Source organism: Micromonospora sp. CNZ296 (genome assembly GCF_007827635.1).
Genome location: NZ_VISW01000011.1, coordinates 104,504 through 125,644, shown reverse-complemented (window position 1 = coordinate 125,644; position 21,141 = coordinate 104,504). Strand labels below are relative to the sequence as shown.

Here is a 21,141-nt window from a genome sequence, read left to right as displayed (position 1 = left end):
GCCGGGGCCCCTCCGCCACGGGCGGAGATCGGCGAGGATGACGGGGTGAACGTCTTCGGCCGGATCGAGGCGGCGGTGGGGCGCCGCATCGACGCGGCCCGGGGCCGCTCGTCGGTCTTCGACCACGTCTGGCGGGCCGGGACGCTCTACGCCGACCTGCTCGCCGGGCGGCTCGCCGCCGCCATCGCGTACTACGGCTTCTTCGCCGTGTTCGCGCTCGCGCTCGTCGCGTACTGGATCTTCGGCGCGGTGCTGCGCGACAACGAGGAGGTCAGCCGCGGCGCGGCCCACTTCCTGGAGGAGAACCTGCCCTTCCTCGACCCGGTGCAGATCGCCGAGAGCAGCAGCACCGTCGGCGTGGTCGGCCTGGTCATCCTGGTCTTCACCGGCATCGGCTGGGTGGAGGCGATCCGCTCCTCGCAGCGGCTGATGTACGGCTTCAACCAGCAGCCCGGCAACCTCGTGGTGCGGCGGCTTGTCGACCTGGGCGTGCTGGTGGCGGTCTTCGTGCTGCTGTTCGTCTCGGTCGCCGCCGTGGACGCGTTGGAGTCGCTGCTGCGCTTCCTGCTGCGCAGCACCGGCTCGGTGGGCCTGACCACGATCAGCGCGCTGCTGAGCGTGCTCGTCAACGCCGTGCTCGCCGCCGCGCTGCTGCTCGCAGTGCCGCGGCTGCGGATGAGCCGGCGCCGGCTGCGCCCGGCGATCCTGACCATCGCCGTCGGTATCACCCTGCTGAACACCGTGGGGCGTTACTACGTGGTACGCACCGAGCGGAACCCCGCGTACACAGTGGTCGCCACCGCCGTGGGCCTGCTGCTCTACCTCTACCTGCTCAACCAGCTGGTGCTCTTCGGCGCCGCGCTCGCCGCCACCAGCCGGTACGGCCGGGTGGTGGACCTGGCCGAGGGCGGTGCCCGGGAGGTGGACGTGGAGGCGGACGTGCTCGACGAGGAGACGGAACCGGGGACACCGGGGGGAGCGGGATGAGCGCGCGGATCCGGATCGACGCCGAGTCGGCGGTGCCGCCGTACGAGCAGGTGCGGGCGCAGTTCGCCGCGCGCATCGGCGACGGGCGGCTGCCGGTGGGCACCCGGCTCCCGGCCGTGCGGCAGCTCGCCGCCGACCTGGGGCTGGCGGTGAACACCGTGGCGCGGGCGTACCGGGAACTGGAGGGCGCCGGCCTGGTGGAGACGCGCGGCCGGCACGGCACGGTGGTGGCCCCCGGCCGGGACGACGCCACCGACCGGCTGCAGCGGGCCGCCGCCGAGTACGCCGCCGAGGCGCGTCGCCTGGGTGTCGCGCCGGAGCGGGCGGTCGCGCTGGTCCGTGCGGCGCTGGACGCCGGTACCCGTGGCTGAGCGTGGTCCCCGAAGCGGGGAGAGTCGGATGAATGCGTTCCCCGGGCCGATGTGCGGCGACCATGATGGGCCGGTGGGCGCACTCGTGACACTGGACCTGCCGGACGACTCCCCGATCCGGAGTCTGCCGTGGATCATCACGTTCGGCCCGCTCGGTGCCGAGGACGACTGGGAGCCGGTGGTCTGCGGCCCGTACGAGCGACCGCACGCGCTGGCGCTGGCCGAGGCGGTGGTGGCCGACGAGCAGTTGATGGCGGTGGTGGAGCCGCTGCTGCCGGCGCTCACACCGGAGGAGATCCGCGGCGAGATCGCGGCCGCGCAGATCGCCGCCGAGGACGAGGCGGCCGAGATCGACCAGGCGGACCTCTACGGCGACTTCGAGGACGTCATCGACGAGGAACTGGAACGGGCCGCCGAACGCGAGCCGGAGCCCGAGCCGGTGGAGGCGCCCGACCGGGAGGAGATCCGGGCCGGGTTCGCCCGGATCGCCGCGCTGCTCACCGCCAAGGGCGGCTGAGGACGCGCGCGCTCCCCGATGGACGCCGGCCCCCCGGGAGCGGACTCCCGAGGGGCCGGGGCCACCTCACCCCCCACCACAAGGGGTCGGCAGCCCAGCCGCCCGTCGGCGCGGGGCACAACGGACGGCCAGGTCGTTGGCGGGTTACCCGGCTCAGCGCCGTTCGAACCACGCAGCCGCGTCCACCGGCAGGACGTGTCCGTCGCCCCGCTCGGTGAGTTCGGCGCTGGCGACGAGCGGGCGGCCGTAGCCGCTCACAGTCACCTCGGCGCCGCTGATGTTCACCACGCAGGTCACCTCGGCGTCCCCGGCGGTGCGGCGGAACGCCAGGACGCCGGGCTCGGTCTCCAGCCAGGTGATGGCGTCCAGGCCGGCCAGCGCCGGGTGCTCGTGCCGGGTGCGCAGCGCGGTCCGGTACAGCTCCAGCGTCGAGCCGGGCACCCCGGTCTGGGCGGTCACCGACAGCGACCGCCAGGTCGCCGGCGCCGGCAGCCAGCTCAGCTCGCTGCCGTCCGGCCCGAAGCCGTACGGGGGCAGCTCGCCGCCCCACGGGATCGGCACGCGGCAGCCGTCCCGGCTCTCCCCGGTACGCCGGAACGCCGGGTCCTGACGCAGCTCGTCGGGAAGGTCGAGCACCTCCGGCAGGCCCAGTTCCTCGCCCTGGTAGACGTACGCGCAGCCGGGCAGCGCGAACATCAGCAGCGCGGCGGCACGGGCACGGCGCAGGCCGACCTCGCCGTCGCCGTACCGGGTGACGTGCCGCTGCCGGTCGTGGTTGGAGAGCACCCAGGTGGTCGGCGCGCCCACGATCGTGGACTCGGCCAGCGCCGTGTCGATCACCTTGCGGAACGAGTCGGCCGACCAGGTGGCGTCGAGGAAGTCGAAGCTGAACGCCTGGTGCAGCTCGTCCGGGCCGATGTAGCGGGCCAGCCGCTGCGGCGTCTCGGCCCACGCCTCGGCGACCGCCATCCGGCCGCCCGGGTAGCTGTCCAGGATCGGCCGCCAGGCGCGGTAGATGTCGTGCACCTCGTCCTGGTCGAAGTACGGCAGCCGGCCCTTGCCCAGCAGCTCGGACTGGCGCTGGCCGGTGGTCATCGAGTTGAAGCCCACGTCCGGCAGGCCCTCGGCCTTGATCATCCCGTGCGCCACGTCGATCCGGAAGCCGTCCACGCCACGGTCCAGCCAGAAGCGCAGCACGTCCTCGAACTCGGCCCGCACCTCCGGGTGGCGCCAGTTCAGGTCGGGCTGGGCCGGGTCGAACAGGTGCAGGTACCACTGGCCGTCGACCACGCGCGTCCACGCCGGACCGCCGAAGATGCTCTCCCAGTCGTTCGGCGGCAGTTCGCCCTGCTCGCCCTTGCCGTCGGCGAACAGGTAGCGCTCACGCTCCGGCGAACCCGGTCCGGCGGCCAGCGCGGCGGCGAACCACGGGTGCGCGCTGGAGGTGTGGTTCGGCACCATGTCCACGATGATCCGCAGGCCGAGCGCGTGCGCGTCGGTGATCATCTCGTCGAAGTCGGTCAGGTTGCCGAACAGCGGGTCGACGTCGCGGTAGTCGGCCACGTCGTAGCCGGCGTCGACCTGCGGCGAGGTGTAGAACGGCGTCAGCCAGAGCGCGTCCACGCCGAGGTCGCGCAGGTACGGCAGGCGCTGCCGGATGCCCTGGAGGTCACCCACACCGTCGGCGTTCGCATCAGCGAAGCTGCGGACGTACACCTGGTAGACGACCGCGGACCGCCACCAGTCGTCGTCGGCGGTGCGTGGGGTGGTGCTGGGGACGGAGGTCATCGGTGTCGATCCCGTTCTGTGGCGGCTTCTGGTGCGGCGCAGGGTGTCTGAGCAGAATGCCGCCATCGCACTGCAAGAGTCAAGCATTCCTTGCGCAAGAAATGACGGCCATCACCCGCCGCTGCTCCGGCACCCTCTCCCGAATCCCGGGACGCCGACCCACCCTCACCGCCCGCCGACTCCCGTCGATCATGAGGTTGGCGGCCTTCGTCGCCCGATTTGTCCCCGCCAACCTCATGATCGCCCCCGCTCAGGGGCGGGTGGGGTCAGGCGGGGATGGGGAGGGACGGGGTGGGGGTGGCGGAGCGCTGGCGCTTCGGGGGGTCGGCGGGGCGGGCCACCGCTGTGGAGCCGCGTACCACCAGCTCGGGCCGGAACAGGTACTCGGAGTTCGGGGAGGGGTGGCCGTTGATCTCGTCGACCAGGGCCCGCACCGCGGCCACGGCCATGGCGGCGACCGGCTGGCGCACGGTGGTCAGCGGCGGGTCGGTGAACGCCATCAGCGGGGAGTCGTCGTACCCGACCACGGAGATGTCGCCCGGCACCGACAGCCCGCGCTGGCGGGCGGCCCGGATCGCGCCGAGCGCCATCAGGTCCGAGCCGCAGACCAGCCCGGTCGCGCCGCGCTCGATGAGCCGGCCCGCGGCCGCCTCGCCGCCCTCCACGCCGAACAGCGACAGCTCCGTCAGCTCGGCCAGCTCGTCCTCGCTGATGTCGGTCAGGCGCCCCATCGCGGCCTTGTAGCCGGCGACCTTGCGCTGCACCGGCACGAACCGGTCCGGGCCGGTGATCAGGCCGATCCGGCGGTGCCCGAGCGCGACCAGGTGGGCGACGGCGAGTTCCGCCGACTCGCGGTCGTCGCAGGAGACGAACGGCGCGGGGATGCCGGGGGCGTACCCGTTGATCATGACGATCGGCAGCGGCCGGGCCAGCAGCGTGCGGTAGCGGTCGTGGTCCGCGGCGGTGTCGGCGTGCAGGCCGGAGACGAAGACGATGCCGGAGACCTGCCGGTCGAGCAGCATCTCCACGTACTCGTCCTCGCGGACGCCACCAGGCGTCTGCGTGCAGAGCACCGGCGTGTAGCCGGTGGGGGCGAGCGCGGACTCGATGATCTGGGCGAACGCCGGGAAGATCGGGTTGTCCAGCTCCGGCACGACCAGGCCGACCAGCCCGGCGCTGCGCTTGCGCAGCCGGGCCGGTCGTTCGTAGCCGAGCACATCGAGGGCGGTGAGGACGGCCTGCCGGGTCTCGGGGGCCACACCGGGGCGGTCGTTGAGCACCCGCGACACCGTGGCCTCGCTGACTTCAGCCTGTTGGGCGATGTCGGACAGTCGAGCGCGCATGTGCGGCACTTTAGCCCAACGGCAAAGTCTTGCGTACACTTCTGCAAGCCCTTCCATTCTCTGCAACCTCTTGCTAACGTCCCCGCAACATGCGAGAGCAGCGGCGCAGCATCTCGGCGCCGGTCAGCAAGAACTTTCAGAGGTTTCCACTGGCGGGCCGCCCTTCCCCCGGCGGGCCGCCATGACGACAGGAGTACCGATGCGCATCCGTACCGCGGGTGTGGTCGCCGTCCTCGGCCTGGCGCTCGCCGCCTCCGGCTGTGGTGACAGCGGCAGCGACGACAAGCCGGCCGCCGGCGAGTCCGCCAAGGCGACCGGCGGCAAGCTGGTCATCTGGGCCGACGACAAGCGCACGGCCGCCCTCAAGCCGTTCGCCGAGGAGTTCGGCAAGGAGAACGGCGTGACCGTCGAGGTCCAGGCCGTCTCCAAGGACCTGCAGACCAACTTCGTCACCGCCTCGCAGCAGGGCAGCGGCCCGGACGTCGTGGTCGGCGCGCACGACTGGATCGGCAACCTGGTCCAGAACGGCGCCATCGACCCGGTGCAGCTCCCGGCCGAGCAGAAGTCCGGCTTCAACGAGACCGCCATCAAGGCCGTCACGTTCAACGGCCAGCTCTACGGCGTGCCCTACGCCACCGAGAACGTCGCGCTGATCCGCAACACCGAGCTGGCCCCCGAGGCGCCGAAGACGATCGAGGACCTGGTCGCCGCCGGCAAGAAGCTCAAGGCGGAGAAGAAGGCCAGCGAGATCCTGTGCCTGCAGTCCGGCCAGAACGGCGACGCCTACCACATCTACCCGCTCTACACCTCGGGCGGCGGCTACCTGTTCGGCACCGCGGCGAACGGCGACTACGACCCGAAGGACCTGGGCGTGGGCAAGCCGGAGTCGATCGCTGCCTTCCAGAAGATCGCCAAGCTGGGTGAGAAGGGCGAGGGTGCGCTGAAGCGCTCCATCACCGGCGAGAACTCCATCGCCACCTTCACCGGCAAGAAGTGCGCGTTCCTGGTCTCCGGCCCGTGGGCCGTGGCCGACGCCAAGAAGGCCAACATCTCCTACGACATCTCCCCGGTCCCCGGCTTCGCCGGTGGCAAGGAGGCCCAGCCGTTCGTGGGCGTCCAGGCGTTCTACGTGGCCGCCAAGGGCAAGAACAAGGCCCTGGCCCAGGAGTTCGTCACCAACTACGTGACCAAGCCCGAGCTGGCCGTCGCGCTGTACAAGGCCGAGCCGCGCCCGCCGGCGCTGACCGCCGCCTTCGACCAGGTCAAGGGCGAGGACCCGGACCTGGCCAAGTTCTCCGAGGCCGGCAAGAACGGCCAGGTGCTCCCGGCGATCCCGGCCATGGCCGCGATCTGGGACCCGTTCGGCAAGGCGGAGGCCGCCATCATCGGCGGCGCCGACCCGGCCAAGACGATCACGGCCGCCGGCAAGACCATCCAGGGTCAGATCAAGTAATGAGCGCGCCGCTGTCCGGCCCGGGGTCTGCACCGCAGGCCCCGGGCCGGGAGCCCGTACGCCGTGGGCTCCCGCGCACGTCCCGTACCGCGCGGCAACACGCGCCGATCACCGCGACCGGCCTCGTCGTCAAGGTGGTCCTGCTCGGCCTGGTGGCCGGGATCGCGATCTGGGCGGCCTTCCCGCTCATCGAGGCCGAGCACTGGCTCGCGCTGGGCGTCCTGGCGGTCACCACCGCCAGCCTGTTCTACCTCTATCTGAGCCGCCGGCACATCCCGGCCAAGTACCTGGTCCCCGGCACGCTCTTCCTGATCGCGTTCCAGGTCTTCCCGGTGCTCTACACCGCGAGCACCGCGTTCACGAACTTCGGCGACGGCCACCGCGGCAGCAAGGACGACGCGATCGTCGCCGTGCAGACCGCCTCGGTGAAGCAGGTGCCCGGCTCGACCGAGTACAACCTCACCATCGCCACCAAGGGCGACCCGGCGACCGGCGCCCTGACCTTCCTGCTCAGCGACCCGAAGACCAAGGACGTCTTCGCCGGCGACGCGGACGGGCTGCGCAAGCTCGACGCCGCCGACGTCGAGGTGAGCAGCCTCAGCGGCAAGATCACCGCGGCGGACGGCTACACCCTGCTGAACATCGGGCAGGCCAGCAACCGCAGCGACGCCGTCACCGCGCTCATCGTGCCCACCGACGAGGGCGCCATCCGCTCCAACGGCCTGACCCGGGCGTACGAGGGCAAGGCCATCCGGGCGTACGACGCCGGATGCGACTGCGTCAAGGACAGCGAGACCGGCAGGACGTGGACCGCCGACGAGAAGTCCGGCTCCTTCGTCGCCGCCGACGGCGAGCGCCTCGCCCAGGGCTGGAAGGTCGACGTCGGGCTGAAGAACTTCAGCACCGTGCTCACCAACCCGAACATCTCCGGCCCGTTCTTCGGCACGCTCGCCTGGAACTTCGCGTTCGCGATCGGCTCCACCGGGCTGACGTTCCTGCTCGGCATGGCCATCGCGCTCGCGCTGCACTCACCCCGGATGCGCGGCACCAACCTGTACCGGATGGTGCTGATCCTGCCGTACGCCATGCCGTCGTTCGCCATGCTGCTGATCTGGCGGGACATGTTCAACACCGACTTCGGCCTGCTCAACAACCTGTTCGGGCTGGACGTCGACTGGTTCGGCGGCAACTGGTCGGCCCGGATCGCGGTGCTGCTGGTGCAGCTCTGGCTCGGCTACCCGTACATGTTCCTGGTCGCCACCGGCGCCTTGCAGGCCATTCCGCGGGAGCTGACCGAGGCGACCTCGGTCGACGGCGCGTCGCCCTGGCAGTCGTTCCGGGCGGTCACCCTGCCGCTGCTGCTGGTGGCGCTGTCGCCGCTGCTGATCGCGTCGTTCGCGTACAACTTCAACAACGTCAACGCGATCCTGTTCACCACCGAGGGCGGCCCGTTCGCGCCGGACAACCCGACCAACGGCGCCACCGACCTGCTGATCACCTACACGTACCGGCTCGCGTTCGGCGCACAGGGCGCCGAGTTCGGCCTGGCCGCCACCGTCTCGATCTTCATCTTCGCGATCGTGGCGACGGTGTCGGCGATCAGCTTCCGGCGGACCCGCAAGCAGGAGGAGGTGTACTCGTGACCACCATCGCGGAGACGCCCACGACCACCCGCCGGCCGGCCCGCCGCTCGCGCGGCCGCTGGTTCGCACAGGTGGGCTGGCGGCACCTGGTCGGAGTGCTGGCGGTGGCGTTCAGCCTCTTCCCGATCCTGTTCGTGATCTCGGCGGCGTTCAACCCGCTCGGCACGCTCTCCTCCACCGAGCTGCTGCCGACCGGGGCGTCGCTGGAGAACTTCACGAACCTGTTCGACAAGACCGCGTTCGGCCACTGGTTCCTCAACTCGCTGCTGCTCGCGGGCGTGGCCAGCTTCGCGTCGATCTTCCTGTCGTCGCTAGCGGCGTACGCGTTCTCCCGGATGCGTTTCGCCGGACGCCGGGTCGGCCTGCTCGCGCTGCTGCTGATCCAGATGTTCCCGCAGTTCCTGGCGATCGTGGCGATCTTCCTGATCTTCACCACGCTCACCGACCTCTACCCGGTGATCGGGTTCAACACCCCGTGGGGCCTGTTCCTGCTCTACATGGGTGGGGCGCTCGGCGCGAACACCTGGCTGATGAAGGGCTTTTTCGACACGCTGCCGAAGGAGCTGGACGAGTCGGCGACCATGGACGGCGCGTCGCACGTGCAGGTCTTCTTCCGGATCATGCTGCCGCTGGTGGCGCCGATCCTGGCGGTGACCGGCCTGCTCGCGTTCATCGGGTCGATCAACGAGTTCATCATCGCCAACGTGTTCCTCACCGAACCCGAGTCGAAGACCCTCGCGGTCGGCATGTTCGGCCTGGTCGCGGGCGAGCGCAACAACAACTTCGGGATGTTCGCGGCGGGCACGCTGCTCACCGCGATCCCGACGGTGCTGGTGTTCCAACTGCTCCAGCGCTACATCGTCTCCGGACTCACCTCCGGAGCGGTCAAGGGCTGAGCCTCCTCGGCTCACGCTGCGGCAAGGGCGTCGTGTCGGCGTACACCGGAGCGGTTCTCGGGCGGACCGCCGCGGTCGGGTGAACCGACCGCGGCGGGTGCCCGCCCCCTCTCCCTGTCGGTACGACGCGAAAGGCAGCACCATGTCCCTTCAGCCGCACCACGACGGCTCCGCAACATACGTCCCGGAGCAGGAGCCCGCGCTCGGGCAGACCGTGCCGGTCTTCGTCCGGGTGCCGGCCGGAACCGGCGTCTCCCAGGTGCACGTGCGCACCACCGGCGACGGCGAGCCGCGCTTCGCCGAGGCGCGGATCGACCGCACCGAGAACGGCGACGTGTGGTGGCGGGCCGACGTCGAGGTCCGCAACCCGGTCAGCAACTACCGCTTCCTGCTCGACGGCGAACGCGGCACCCGCTGGCTCAACGCGGCCGGGCTGGCCGGCCACGACGTGCCGGACAACGGCGACTTCAAGCTGGTCAGCTACGCCCCGCCGCCGGCCTGGGCCCGGGACGCGGTGATCTACCAGATCTTCCCGGACCGGTTCGCCCGCTCGGCCGCCGCCGACGGCCGGACCGCGCCGGACTGGGCGATTCCGTGCGACTGGGACACCCCGGTCGTCGGCCGCGGCCCGGAGACGCCCCGCCAGTTCTACGGCGGCGACCTCGACGGCGTCACCGAGCACCTGGACCACCTGGACCGGCTCGGCGTCAACACCGTCTACCTCACGCCGGTCTTTCCGGCGCGGTCCAACCACAGGTACGACGCGTCGAGCTTCGACACCGTCGACCCGCTGCTCGGCGGCGACGCGGCGCTGGCCCGGCTCGCCGACGCGGTGCATGCCCGGGGCTGGCGGCTGCTCGGCGACATCACCAGCAACCACACCGGCGACGCCCACCACTGGTTCACCGCCGCCGTCTCCGACGTCAACGCGCCCGAACGGGAGCTGTACTACTTCGACCTGCCCGGCTCGGACTACGAGTCGTGGAACGGGGTGAAGTCGCTGCCGAAGCTGAACTGGGGCAGCGCCGAACTGCGCCGCCGGTTCGCCACCGCCGAGGACTCGCTGCTGCGCCGCTGGCTGCGCCCGCCGTACGGGCTGGACGGCTGGCGGGTGGACGTGGCGAACATGACCGGGCGGCGCGGTGCGGACGCGTACACCCACGAGGTGGCGCGGCTGCTGCGCGAGGTGGTCGCCGACACCCGGCCGGACGGGCTGCTGCTCGCCGAGCACGGCCACGACCACACCGGTGACCTGGACCGCGACGGCTGGCACGGGACGATGAACTACGTCGGCTTCACCGACCCGGTCTGGTCCTGGCTGCGCCACGGCGACGAGCCGGTGCCGAACTTCCTCGGCACCCCGGGCGGGGTACGGCGGCGCGACGCGGGCGCGGTGCTCGCCACCATGAACACCTACCGGTCGCTGGTGTCCTGGCGGTCGTACACGCACTCGTGGCAGCTGCTCGGCTCGCACGACTCGGCCCGGATCCGCACCGTGGTCGGCGACGCGGCCCGGCAGGAGGTGGCGGCCGGACTGCTCGCCACCATGCCCGGCACGCCTGTGGTCTTCGCCGGGGACGAGCTGGGCCTGACCGGTACGAACGGGGAGGGCTCGCGTACCCCGATGCCGTGGCACCGGCGCCAGAGCTGGGACCGGCGCACGTTCGACGCGTACCGGTCGTTGCTGACGCTGCGCCGCGACGAGCCGGCGCTGCGGCACGGCGGCCTGCGGTGGGTGCACGCGGACGCGGACACGCTGGTCTTCCTGCGCGAGGCGCCCTCGTCGACGGTGCTGGTGCTGGCCCGCCGCGCCCCCGGCACCCCGGTCCGCCTGACCGGCGTGGGAGCCGGAGACAACGTCTACGGCGACGCCCCCGCCCTCCACCCCGACGCCGACGGCACGGTGACCCTCCCCGCGGACGGCCCCACGTTCCAGGTCTGGCGCCTGCGCTAGCCCTCGCCCCACCCACCCACCACTCTCCCGCCCCCGCGATCTTGCGGTTCCGGCCCGTGGCGCGCGGCATTCGTCCCGGATGCCGGGCGGTAACTGCAAGATCGCGGGGGAGGGGGGCGGGAGGGCGGGTCACGGTATGACGGCAGGTCGGCGGGGTGACTACTACGAAGCGTCGTTGATGAGGGAGGATGGGCCGCGTGGAAGCTCTTCGACTGATTCTTCTCTACGTCCATCTGATCGGCTTCGCGCTGCTGCTCGGTGGTGCGATCGCCCAGTACGTCACCGGCCGGCTGCGGATCAACGCCGCCATGCTCTGGGGCGCGATCATCCAGATCCTCACCGGCATCGGGCTGTCCGCTCCGCTGCGGGACGGGGACGAGCCGGCCCCGGCGAAACTTGTTACCAAGTTGGTGCTCGCGCTGCTCATCTTCGTCATGGTCTTCTTCTCCCGTAAGCGGGAGACCGTCAACCGTGGCCACTTCCTCGCGATCGTCGGGTTGACGCTGGTCAACGCTGCCGTCGCGGTGTTCTGGCGTTAGTTCGCCAGGAGTCGGGGAAGCTCGGGAAAACGGACGTTCGCGACACCACCGCGCGCGCCTACCGGCATGAGAAGTGACGTGCCCCACCCAAGGGTTACACCGGGGTAACAGACGCTCAACAGTCGTGCACGATTGTCGGCCGGTGGGTGGGCGCGGGCGTACGCTCCCGTCCGTAACGTGGGACGCCGGCGGCACACCGCAGGCCGGCGAAGGGCTGTGCACCGCGCACGACGCGGTGTGCAAGGGGAAGGAGACGTCTTGCGCTCTGTGCGTGGGATGCGGATCGCCTCCGCCATCGTGGCGGGTGGACTCGTGCTGGGCGCTGCCGCGTGTGGTGAGGCTCCGGACGACGACAAGAACGCCGGCGGCGACGGTGGCAAGAAGTTCAGCGCCTGCATGGTGACCGACGTCGGCGGCATCGACGACAAGTCCTTCAACGCCTCGGCCTGGAAGGGCCTCCAGGAGGCGCAGAAGGAGAACGACAAGATCGAGATCAAGAACGTCCAGTCGAAGGCCGAGGCGGACTACGAGGTCAACCTGACCGGGTTCGTCAACCAGAAGTGCGACTTCATCCTGGCCGTCGGTGGCCTGATGTCGGACGCCACCAAGGCGGCGGCTGAGAAGAACCCGAACCAGCAGTTCGGCATCGTCGACGCCAACCCGGGTGTGTCGAACGTCTACCCGATGCAGTTCGACACCGCGCAGGCCGCGTTCCAGGCCGGTTACCTGGCCGCCGGGATGAGCAAGTCCGGCAAGGTCGGCACCTACGGTGGCCTGCCGATCCCGCCGGTCACCATCTTCATGGACGGCTTCGCCGACGGCGTGGCGTACTACAACAAGGCCAAGAGCAAGAACGTCCAGGTTCTGGGCTGGGACAAGGCCGCCCAGAAGGGCTCCTTCGCGAACTCGTTCGAGAAGCAGGACGAGGGCAAGAAGGTCTCCGACGCGCTGGTCGCTCAGGGCGCCGACGTCGTGATGCCGGTCGCCGGTGGCGCCGGTCTCGGCACCACCTCCGCGGCCAAGGCCGCGGGCGGCAAGTACTCGGTCGTCTGGGTGGACATCGACGGCTGCGAGAGCACCCCGGACTGCGGGGTGATCCTGACCACCGTCGTCAAGAACATCCCCGAGGCCGTCAAGGAGGCCGTGGTGAAGGCCGCCGGTGGCGAGAAGCTCCAGTCCACCCCGGGCTTCGTCGGCACGCTGGCCAACACCGGCGTCTCGATCGCCCCGTACCACGACTTCGAGAGCAAGGTCCCCGCGGACCTGAAGGCCGAGGTCGACAAGATCAAGGCGGACATCGCCGCCGGCACCATCACCGTCACCTCGAAGGCCCAGCCGACCAAGTGACGGTCTCGCCGGCCGCCGCGGTGCGATCATCGGCAGCGGGGGCCGGCGGGCACCAGGTTTGACGATCCGGCCGTCCCGGCGCAACGGGGAAGGTACCCCGGCGCCGGGGCGGCCGATCACCTTGAATCCCCCGAACATCCCCACCCGGCGTGGTGGCGGCGCGGCAGGTCGCTACGCTGCACCATCGCTCGCACTCCAGGAGGTTGCGCTGAGACTCGAACTGCGCGGCATCACCAAACGGTTCGGTGATCTGGTCGCCAACGACCACATCGACCTGACGGTGGAGCCTGGAGAGATCCACGCCCTGCTCGGCGAGAACGGCGCCGGCAAGTCGACCCTGATGAACGTGCTCTACGGCCTCTACCAGCCGGACGAGGGCGAGATCCTGGTCGACGGCAAGCCGCTGAAGCTCAAGGGCCCGTCGGACGCGATCGCCGCCGGGATCGGGATGGTGCACCAGCACTTCATGCTGGTGCCGGTCTTCACCGTGGCCGAGAACGTGATGCTCGGCGCCGAGCAGGTCAGGGGGCCCTTCGCCGGCATCCTCGACCGCCGGCGTGCCCGGCGCGAGGTCGCCGAGGTCTCCGAGCGGTACAACCTGCGCGTCGACCCGGACGCGGTGATCGAGGACCTGCCGGTCGGCATCCAGCAGCGGGTGGAGATCGTCAAGGCCCTCACCCGCGACGTCGACCTGCTGATCCTCGACGAGCCCACGGCCGTGCTCACGCCGCAGGAGACCGAGGAACTGCTCACCGTCATGCGGTCGCTCAAGGCCGCCGGCAAGTCGATCGTGTTCATCACCCACAAGCTGGGCGAGGTGAAGGCGATCGCCGACCGGATCACGGTGATCCGGCGCGGGAAGACCGTCGGCACCGCCGAGCCGAGCGCCAGCCGGGACGAGCTGGCCGCGCTGATGGTGGGACGCAGCGTCCGGCTGACGGTGGACAAGAAGCCTGGCACCCCCGGCAAGCCGATCCTGGAGGTCGCCGGCCTGGTCGTGGACGACGACCGGCAGGTACGCGCGGTCGACGGCGTCGACCTCACGGTGCACGCCGGCGAGGTGCTCGGCGTGGCGGGCGTGCAGGGCAACGGCCAGACCGAGCTGATCGAGGCGATCATGGGCCTGCGCCCGGTGCTCGCCGGCACGATCAGCCTCGACGGCGAGCCGACGCACGGCTGGTCGACCAAGAAGGTGCTCCGCGCCGGCGTCGGCTACGTGCCGGAGGACCGCAGCGTGGACGGCCTGGTCAAGGAGTTCTCCGTGGCGGAGAACCTGGTGCTGGACATCTACGACCGGCCGCCGTTCGGCAAGGGCCTGTCGCTCAAGCCCGAGGCCATCGCGAAGTCGGCGCGGGAGCGGATCGAGCAGTTCGACGTCCGTACCTCCTCGGCCGACGCGGCGGTCGGCACGCTCTCCGGCGGCAACCAGCAGAAGGTGATCGTGGCCCGGGAGCTGTCCCGGCCGCTGAAGCTCTTCATCGCCGCCCAGCCCACCCGGGGCGTGGACGTCGGCTCGATCGAGTTCATCCACAGCCGGGTCATCCGCGAGCGGGACATCGGCACCGCGGTCATGGTGGTCTCCAGCGAACTGGACGAGGTGATCGGCCTGGCCGACCGGATCGCGGTCATGTACCGCGGGCGGATCATCGGCATCGTCGGCCCGGACACCCCGCGTGAGGAGATCGGCCTGCTGATGGCCGGCATCACCCCGGACGCCGCCACCCCGGACGCCGCCACCGCGACCGAGGACGGCCCTGGCAACGAGGACGAGGCATGACCAACCCGAACCCCGTCTCGGGCTCGCCGGACAAGGAACCGGCGACCGAGGCGCAGGAGTCGCTGAGCGAGGCCCGGGCGACGCCGACGCAGCCGGCCGGTGACACCGAGCAGACGGTCCCCGCCACCGCGACCGCGAAGAAGGCGGACCCGGCCGGGGAGTCCCGCCCCAGCATGGGCCGGATGTTCCTGGACAACCTCTGGGCGGCCAACACGCTCACCGTGACAGTGCTCGCGGTGCTGCTGGCGATGGTGGTCGGCGCGGTGCTGATCATCGTGTCCGACCCCGAGGTGCTCGCCACCTACAGCTACATCACCGCCCGTCCCACCGACGCGCTGAACGCCAGCTGGACTGTGGTCAGCGAGGCGTACGCGAACCTGTTCAAGGGCGCGATCTTCGACCCGGACGCGGTCGGCTTCACCGCCGCCATGAGCCCGATCTCGGAGACGCTCACCTACGCCGCGCCGCTCGTCTTCACTGGCCTGTCGGTGGCGCTCGCCTTCCGCGGCGGCCTGTTCAACATCGGCGCCCAGGGCCAGGCGACCATCGCCGTCATCCTGGCCGCCGTGGCCGGCTTCGCGCTGCCGCTGCCGCCCGTCGTGCACCTGCTGGTGGCGCTGATCGCCGGCGCGCTCGGCGGCGCGCTCTGGGGCTTCATCCCCGGCATCCTCAAGGCACGGGCCGGCGCGCACGAGGTGATCAACACGATCATGCTCAACTACGTGGCGGTCTACTTCCTGTCCTGGATCATCGTCCAGAACGGGGTGCAGAACCCGAACCGGGCGGACGCGATCAGCAAGCCGGTCGACTCCACCGCGCAGCTGCCCCGGCTGCTCGGCGAAGACCTGCGGGTGCACGCCGGCATCCTGCTCGCGGTGGCGGCCACCTGGTTCATCGCCTGGCTGCTCAACCGCTCCACGCTCGGCTTCGAGCTGCGGGCCGTGGGCGCGAACCCGGACGCGGCCCGGACCGCCGGCATCAGCGTCACGAAGACGTACGTGCTGGTGATGGTGTTCGCGGGCATGCTGGCCGGTCTCGGCGGCTCGACCATGGTGCTCGGCACCACCGCCACCGCGCTGACCCCGCTGGTGATCGCGCAGATCGGCTTCGACGGCATCCTGGTCGCGCTGCTCGGCCGCGTGAAGCCGTGGGGCGTGCTGCTGGCCGCGCTGCTGTTCGGCGCGCTCCAGGCCGGCGGCAACCGGATGCAGTCGTACTCCGGCATCTCGCTGGAACTGGTCACCGTGCTCCAGGCGCTCATCGTCATCTTCATCGCCGCGCCTGCCCTGGTGAAGACGATCTTCCAGCTCCGGGCGGCCCGCGCCGCCCGGTTGCAGACGAGCCTCGCGAAGGGCTGGTGAGCATGTCCACCACCGCTGTCCCCGAGGTCGCCGTTACCGCGGTCGACGAGGGTTTCTGGACCCGCAACCGGAAGATCGGCGCGGTCCTGCTGGCGCTCGGTGTGCTCGCGGCGGTGCTGTTCGGCGCGCTCGCGACCGACCAGCACGCGCGGTTCACGCTCAGCGAGACCGAGGGCGGGGCCGCCCTGGAGATCAACGGTACGGTCGGCGCGATCCTGTTCGGGCTGATCACCGCCGCGGCCGGAGGCGCGCTGCTGGCCGGTGTGCCGAAGCGCTGGTTCACGTTGCTGCTCGGCGCCGGGCTGGTCGCCTTCGTGCTGAGCTTCCTGTGCTGGCAGGTCTCGGCCGCGCCCGAGGGCCGCAACTTCATGCCGCTGGTGAACGTCGTCCGCGGCACGTTCATCCTGGCCCTGCCGCTGATCTTCGGCGCGCTCGCCGGTGTGCTCTGCGAGCGTTCCGGCGTGGTGAACGTGGCGATCGAGGGCCAGCTCCTGATGGGCGCCTTCTCCGGTGCGCTGTTCGGCAGCATGTCCGGCAGCGTCTGGGTGGGCCTGGTGGCCGCCGCCATCGGTGGCGCGTTCATCTCGTTCCTGCTGGCCGTGTTCTCCATCCGCTACCTGGTCGACCAGGTGGTCATGGGCATCGTGCTCAACCTGCTCGCGGTCGGCATCACCGGCTTCCTGTACGAGCGGCTGATGCAGACCGACGCGGCGAAGTACAACAGCGCGCCCCGGTTCGGCAACTGGGAGATCCCGCTGCTGTCCGACATCCCGCTGCTCGGTCCGGCGCTGTTCCGGGGCAACATCTTCCTCTACGTCGGCCTGCTGCTGGTGCTCGTCATCCACCTGGCGCTGTTCCGTACCCGGTGGGGCCTGCGGACCCGCTCGGTCGGCGAGCACCCGACCGCCGCGGACACGCTGGGCGTGAAGGTGCTGCGGCTGCGCTACCGCAACGTGATCCTGGCCGGTCTGGTGGCAGGCGTCGGCGGCGCCTCGTACACGCTGGCGCTCTACTCGTTCACCAAGAACATGATCGGCGGTAAGGGCTTCATCGCCCTGGCCGCGCTGATCTTCGGCCGGTGGAGCCCGACCGGCGCGCTGCTGGCGGCGCTGTTCTTCGGCTTCGCCGACCAGCTCGCCACCTACCTGGGCGCGATCGGCAGCAGCATCCCGAGCCAGTTCCTGGCGATGCTGCCGTACCTGGCGACGATCCTGGCCGTGGCCGGGCTGGTCGGCAAGGTCCGGGCGCCGGCCGCCGACGGCAAGCCGTACATCAAGGGCTGACCGCCCGCCGCGACACCGTGCCCGGCGGGGCGACCCGCCGGGCATCGTCGTCTCCGGCCGCACCCGCGACCGATCGGCGTTGATTGGGCAGAATGGGGGTTGTGATGGAGATCGACTGGGAGCGGCTGCGTACCGCCGCCACCGAGGTCATGCGGCACGCCTACGTGCCGTACTCGAAGTTCCCGGTGGGTGCCGCCGCGCTCGTCGACGACGGCCGGGTCGTGGTCGGCTGCAACGTGGAGAACGCCGGCTACGGCGTCACGCTCTGCGCCGAGTGCGGCGTGGTCTCGCAACTGCACGCGACCGGCGGAGGCCGGATCGTGGCGCTGTCCTGCGTCGACGCCACCGGTGAGCCGCTGATGCCGTGCGGCAGGTGCCGGCAGCTGCTCTGGGAGCAGGGCGGGCCGGAGTGCCTGGTCGAGGCGAAGGGCGGACCGCTGCGGATGGCGGAGCTGCTGCCGCACGCCTTCGACGTGGCCGACATCGAGGCGGTGACCGGCGAGCACCCGGTGCCCGTGGTGCCGGACCGGCTGGCCGCCTGGCGGGGCCGGGGCACCGTGTTCGTGCACCCCGACCTGTCGGCCGGGCAGCAGGTCTGGACGACGTACTGGGAGCGGTCGTCCGGTGAGACCGAGGACGCCGAGACCGGCGTGCTGGAGGAGGGGTCGACCTGGGACGACCCGGCCGAGGCGATCGCGTGGGGACTGGCGCGGACGCCGCGCGTGGTCGTGGTGGACGCCTCGGGGACGATCTTCTGGGCTGGTGAGGGTGAGCCTCCTACGGAGATTCCGGTCCGCTGGGGTTGAGTCGGGGTTGCGGTTGGGGCCGGGGCCGACCGTGCCCGGCTCCGGGCGGTCAGGCTTGATCCCTCCGCCGGGCACGGTCGGCCCCGGCCGGACCTGGTCACCGTTCGCGGGTCGGTGCGGCCACGCGCGATCAACTGATTGGATCTTGAGAAGTGAGTGCTTTTACGGCGGTTGACGTCATCCGGGCGAAGCGGGACGGGGGTGTGCTGAGCGACGGGCAGATCGACTGGGTGGTCGACGCGTACACCAAGGGTCTGGTCGCCGACGAGCAGATGTCGGCGCTGGCCATGGCGATCCTGCTGCGCGGCATGACCGCCCCGGAGATCGCCCGGTGGACCGCCGCCATGATCGCCAGCGGCGAGCGGCTCGACCTGTCGCCGGTGTCCCGGCCGACGGTGGACAAGCACTCGACCGGCGGCGTCGGTGACAAGATCACCCTGCCGCTGACCCCGCTGGTGGCCGCGTGCGGCGCGGCGGTGCCGCAGCTGTCCGGCCGGGGCCTGGGCCACACCGGCGGCACGCTGGACAAGCTGGAGTCGATCCCGGGTTGGCGGGCGGCGCTGACCAACGACGAGTTCATCGCCCAGCTCCGCGACGTGGGGGCGGTTATCTGCGCGGCCGGCGACGGGCTCGCCCCGGCCGACCGCAAGCTGTACGCGTTGCGCGACGTCACCGGCACCGTCGAGGCGATCCCGCTGATCGCCAGCTCGATCATGAGCAAGAAGATCGCCGAGGGGACCGGCGCGCTGGTGCTCGACGTGAAGGTCGGCTCCGGCGCGTTCATGAAGAACGTCGACGACGCCCGCGAGCTGGCCCGCACCATGGTCGAGCTGGGCGGCGCGCACGGCGTACGGACGGTCGCCCTGCTCACCGACATGTCCACCCCGCTCGGCCTCGCAGTGGGCAACGCGGTCGAGGTGACCGAGTCGGTGGAGGTGCTCGCCGGTGGCGGTCCGGCCGACGTGGTGGAGCTGACGCTGGCACTGGCCCGGGAGATGCTCGACGCGGCCGGGCTGCCGGACGCCGACCCGGAGGCGGCACTGCGGGACGGCCGGGCGATGGACTCCTGGCGCACGATGATTCGGGCGCAGGGCGGTGACCCGGACGCACCGATGCCCACCGCGAACGAGGTCGAGCTGGTCACCGCCACCGAGGACGGCTGGGTCGCCGACGTCGACGCGTACGCGATCGGGGTGGCCGCGTGGCGTCTCGGCGCGGGCCGGGCCCGCAAGGAGGACCCGGTGAGCATCCCGGCCGGCGTGGTGCTGCACAAGCGCCGCGGTGACCGGGTGCGGGTCGGCGACCCGCTGTTCGAGCTGCGGGCCGAGCACGCCGAGCGGATGCCCGCCGCGCTGGACGAGGCGCGCCGCGCGGTGCGGGTGGCACCGGACGCGCCGGACGCGACGCCTCTGGTCGTCGAGCGGATCGGCTGACCGGGACCGGCCATGGTGCCGGCCCGGCCGGAGCCGCTATCCTCCCAGGCCAGGGGGGATCGGCCGGCGACGAGCCGAGGTGAGCAGACAGGGGCTTGACCGTGCGCGTACCCGCTCCCGATCCCCGGGCCGTCCGGGAGGCGAGCCTGGACGAGTTGTCCCGGCTGGGTCTTCCGCTGCCGCCGCCGCAGTTCCCGCTGGTGTGGGAGCCGGGCGACGAGATCGAGCTGCGTCCGACCCCGGAGATCGAGGCCCGGATCGCGGTGCTGCACGTGATCCTGGCCCGTTGCTTCGGGATGCCCGCCCGGGCGGCGATGGGCTGGCTGCTGGAGTCGCACCTGGTCGACTCGGTGACGCCGCCGGAGTGGCAGTTCGTGATGGGCGGCCGGGGCGACCACAGGTCGTTCGTGCTGCACCACGACGCCTTGTTCTCGCTGGCCTGGGTGCTCGGGCTGGCCAAGGAGCTGGACCCGACGGTGCCGGTGGACGAGCGGCTGGTCGAGCGGATGCCGAACCTGGTCGCGGGGGAGACGTTCGGCCAGTGGCGGGCCCGGATCCTGGCCGCGCCGCAGCATCCCGGCGATGCCGCGGCACTGTTGGACCTGCACTACTGCCTCGACTGGGCGTACCTGGAGACCGAGAAGGCGGGTGGCGCGCTGCCGGGGCTGGTGGACGCCAACGCGATCGGGCAGCGCCGGTGGGCGCTGGAGTGGGCGGTGGTGCTGCGCGGGCCGTACCACGACGAGCCGCCGGGCTGGGAAGAGGTCGACCTCTCCACCTGAGCGGGGTCAGCGCGGGCGGTGCACGCCGAGCCGGACCGAGAGCGTGACCGGCACCGGCTCGGGCAGCGCGGCGATGCGCGCGGCGAGCCGTCGCGGGTCGGCGTGCCAGGCGCTCGGTCCCATCCCGACGAGCGTGGTGACCTCGGCGCGGGTCAGCGCGAGCCGGGCCCGGTGCCCGGTCGCGGACTCCTCGGCGAAGTGGGCGCCGAGGCTGCCGGCGACCCGGTCGGCCTTGTCCGGGTCGACCCGCAGCAGGTCCAGCGCGTCGACGAGTTCGGTCAGGTGGTCGGCGGCCGGGGTGACCACAAGCAGCGCGCCGCCCGGGTCGAGCACCCGGTGGAACTCCGGGCCGTTGCGCGGCGCGAACACGTTCAGCAGCACTGAGGTGGACCGGTCGGCCAGGGGCAGCCGCTGCCAGGTGTCGGCGAGCGCGGCGGCGGCCCGCGAATGCGCCCGGGCCGCGCGGCGCAGCGCCGGCTTGGAGACGTCCAGGGCCAGGCCGGCAGCCTCAGGCAGCGCCGCCAGCACCGCCGCGAGGTAATGCCCGGTCCCGGCGCCGGCATCCACGACCAGGGGGTACGCGTCGGAGCCCGCGACGCGTACCGCTGTGGTCGCCAGCGCGGCGGCGACGGCGTCGTAGTGGCCGGCGGCGAGGAAGCCGGCGCGGGCGGCGACCATCTCGGCGCTGTCCCCGGTGTGCGGGGCGCGGCCGGCGAGCAGGTTCACGTATCCCTGCCGGGCGATGTCGAAGCTGTGCCCGCGCGGGCAGCGCAGCGCGCGTGCGGTGCCGGCGGTGGTCTCGGTGAGCGGCTCGGCGCAGACCGGGCAGCGCAGCCGGGCGAGGATGCGATCGTCCACGGC

Annotated in this window: 18 protein-coding genes; 15 read left to right on the top strand and 3 right to left on the bottom strand. The window is 71.5% G+C overall.

Annotation, left to right across the window (positions count from 1 at the left end):
• Window positions 1-45 precede the first annotated feature (45 nt).
• The 3 genes from FB455_RS19375 to FB455_RS19365 all read left to right on the top strand — a co-directional run bounded on the left by FB455_RS19375 (window position 46) and on the right by FB455_RS19365 (window position 1,875).
• On the top strand, window positions 46-987 hold the full coding sequence (locus tag FB455_RS19375) for a YhjD/YihY/BrkB family envelope integrity protein (RefSeq protein ID WP_013283967.1): 942 nt from the start codon (window positions 46-48) through the stop codon (window positions 985-987).
• Entirely contained in the window at window positions 984-1,358 is a 375-nt protein-coding gene (locus FB455_RS19370) for a GntR family transcriptional regulator (RefSeq protein WP_030274100.1), read from the top strand. Before FB455_RS19375 ends, FB455_RS19370 begins: the two co-directional genes overlap by 4 nt.
• 73 nt (window positions 1,359-1,431) lie before the next feature.
• Window positions 1,432-1,875: a hypothetical protein gene (locus tag FB455_RS19365; protein WP_030274101.1), complete on the top strand. Its 444-nt coding sequence runs from the start codon at window positions 1,432-1,434 to the stop codon at window positions 1,873-1,875.
• 153 nt (window positions 1,876-2,028) lie between these two features.
• Here FB455_RS19365 and FB455_RS19360 read toward each other — a convergent pair whose 3' ends face one another.
• Window positions 2,029-3,663, bottom strand: a complete 1,635-nt coding sequence (locus tag FB455_RS19360; protein ID WP_013473958.1) for a glycoside hydrolase family 13 protein — start codon at window positions 3,661-3,663, stop codon at window positions 2,029-2,031.
• A 266-nt stretch (window positions 3,664-3,929) separates the two neighbouring features.
• Window positions 3,930-5,006: a LacI family DNA-binding transcriptional regulator gene (locus tag FB455_RS19355; protein ID WP_013473959.1), complete on the bottom strand. Its 1,077-nt coding sequence runs from the start codon at window positions 5,004-5,006 to the stop codon at window positions 3,930-3,932.
• 199 nt (window positions 5,007-5,205) lie between these two features.
• On the opposite strand from FB455_RS19355, the gene FB455_RS19350 reads away from it, so the two are divergent.
• The 12 genes from FB455_RS19350 to FB455_RS19295 all read left to right on the top strand — a co-directional run bounded on the left by FB455_RS19350 (window position 5,206) and on the right by FB455_RS19295 (window position 20,280).
• Window positions 5,206-6,459, top strand: a complete 1,254-nt coding sequence (locus FB455_RS19350; protein ID WP_013283972.1) for a sugar ABC transporter substrate-binding protein — start codon at window positions 5,206-5,208, stop codon at window positions 6,457-6,459.
• Complete coding sequence (locus tag FB455_RS19345; RefSeq protein ID WP_145754438.1) at window positions 6,459-8,102, top strand: ABC transporter permease subunit; 1,644 nt, start codon at window positions 6,459-6,461, stop codon at window positions 8,100-8,102. Before FB455_RS19350 ends, FB455_RS19345 begins: the two co-directional genes overlap by 1 nt.
• Window positions 8,099-8,998 (top strand): sugar ABC transporter permease, encoded by a 900-nt coding sequence (locus FB455_RS19340; protein WP_013283974.1) that lies wholly within the window; start codon window positions 8,099-8,101, stop codon window positions 8,996-8,998. Before FB455_RS19345 ends, FB455_RS19340 begins: the two co-directional genes overlap by 4 nt.
• A gap of 142 nt (window positions 8,999-9,140) precedes the next feature.
• Window positions 9,141-10,952: a glycoside hydrolase family 13 protein gene (locus FB455_RS19335; protein WP_145754435.1), complete on the top strand. Its 1,812-nt coding sequence runs from the start codon at window positions 9,141-9,143 to the stop codon at window positions 10,950-10,952.
• A gap of 197 nt (window positions 10,953-11,149) precedes the next feature.
• The gene (locus FB455_RS19330; protein WP_013283976.1) at window positions 11,150-11,491 is read left to right on the top strand and encodes a hypothetical protein; all 342 of its coding nucleotides are present in this window, start codon (window positions 11,150-11,152) and stop codon (window positions 11,489-11,491) included.
• A 276-nt stretch (window positions 11,492-11,767) separates the two neighbouring features.
• Entirely contained in the window at window positions 11,768-12,838 is a 1,071-nt protein-coding gene (locus tag FB455_RS19325) for a BMP family lipoprotein (protein WP_030270517.1), read from the top strand.
• Between the two features lie 121 nt (window positions 12,839-12,959).
• Window positions 12,960-14,615 carry an ABC transporter ATP-binding protein gene (locus FB455_RS19320; RefSeq protein ID WP_013283978.1) on the top strand — a complete coding sequence of 552 codons (1,656 nt, stop codon included), beginning with the start codon at window positions 12,960-12,962 and terminating at the stop codon, window positions 14,613-14,615.
• 173 nt (window positions 14,616-14,788) lie between these two features.
• Window positions 14,789-15,976, top strand: coding sequence for an ABC transporter permease (locus FB455_RS19315; RefSeq protein ID WP_369752228.1), 1,188 nt, complete (start codon window positions 14,789-14,791; stop codon window positions 15,974-15,976).
• Window positions 15,977-15,978: 2 nt separating this feature from the next.
• Window positions 15,979-17,259, top strand: coding sequence for an ABC transporter permease (locus FB455_RS19310; protein WP_013283980.1), 1,281 nt, complete (start codon window positions 15,979-15,981; stop codon window positions 17,257-17,259).
• Between the two features lie 104 nt (window positions 17,260-17,363).
• Entirely contained in the window at window positions 17,364-18,065 is a 702-nt protein-coding gene (locus FB455_RS19305) for a cytidine deaminase (protein WP_013283981.1), read from the top strand.
• A 152-nt stretch (window positions 18,066-18,217) separates the two neighbouring features.
• Window positions 18,218-19,498 (top strand): thymidine phosphorylase, encoded by a 1,281-nt coding sequence (locus tag FB455_RS19300; protein ID WP_013283982.1) that lies wholly within the window; start codon window positions 18,218-18,220, stop codon window positions 19,496-19,498.
• 101 nt (window positions 19,499-19,599) lie between these two features.
• A complete protein-coding gene (locus tag FB455_RS19295; RefSeq protein ID WP_013283983.1) occupies window positions 19,600-20,280 on the top strand; it encodes a DUF4272 domain-containing protein in 681 nt (226 codons plus the stop codon).
• Window positions 20,281-20,286: 6 nt separating this feature from the next.
• Here the strand turns inward: FB455_RS19295 and FB455_RS19290 are convergent, their stop codons facing one another.
• Window positions 20,287-21,138: a putative RNA methyltransferase gene (locus FB455_RS19290; protein WP_013283984.1), complete on the bottom strand. Its 852-nt coding sequence runs from the start codon at window positions 21,136-21,138 to the stop codon at window positions 20,287-20,289.
• Window positions 21,139-21,141: the final 3 nt, after the last annotated feature.

Excerpts from the sequence above, each read along its gene's own strand:
- FB455_RS19370 (WP_030274100.1), top strand. The coding sequence starts at position 984 with ATGAGCGCGCGGATCCGGATCGACGCCGAGTCGGCGGTGCCGCCGTAC.
- FB455_RS19360 (WP_013473958.1), bottom strand. The coding sequence starts at position 3,663 with ATGACCTCCGTCCCCAGCACCACCCCACGCACCGCCGACGACGACTGG.
- FB455_RS19355 (WP_013473959.1), bottom strand. The coding sequence starts at position 5,006 with ATGCGCGCTCGACTGTCCGACATCGCCCAACAGGCTGAAGTCAGCGAG.
- FB455_RS19350 (WP_013283972.1), top strand. The coding sequence starts at position 5,206 with ATGCGCATCCGTACCGCGGGTGTGGTCGCCGTCCTCGGCCTGGCGCTC.
- FB455_RS19345 (WP_145754438.1), top strand. The coding sequence starts at position 6,459 with ATGAGCGCGCCGCTGTCCGGCCCGGGGTCTGCACCGCAGGCCCCGGGC.
- FB455_RS19335 (WP_145754435.1), top strand. The coding sequence starts at position 9,141 with ATGTCCCTTCAGCCGCACCACGACGGCTCCGCAACATACGTCCCGGAG.
- FB455_RS19325 (WP_030270517.1), top strand. The coding sequence starts at position 11,768 with ATGCGGATCGCCTCCGCCATCGTGGCGGGTGGACTCGTGCTGGGCGCT.
- FB455_RS19315 (WP_369752228.1), top strand. The coding sequence starts at position 14,789 with ATGGGCCGGATGTTCCTGGACAACCTCTGGGCGGCCAACACGCTCACC.
- FB455_RS19310 (WP_013283980.1), top strand. The coding sequence starts at position 15,979 with ATGTCCACCACCGCTGTCCCCGAGGTCGCCGTTACCGCGGTCGACGAG.
- FB455_RS19305 (WP_013283981.1), top strand. The coding sequence starts at position 17,364 with ATGGAGATCGACTGGGAGCGGCTGCGTACCGCCGCCACCGAGGTCATG.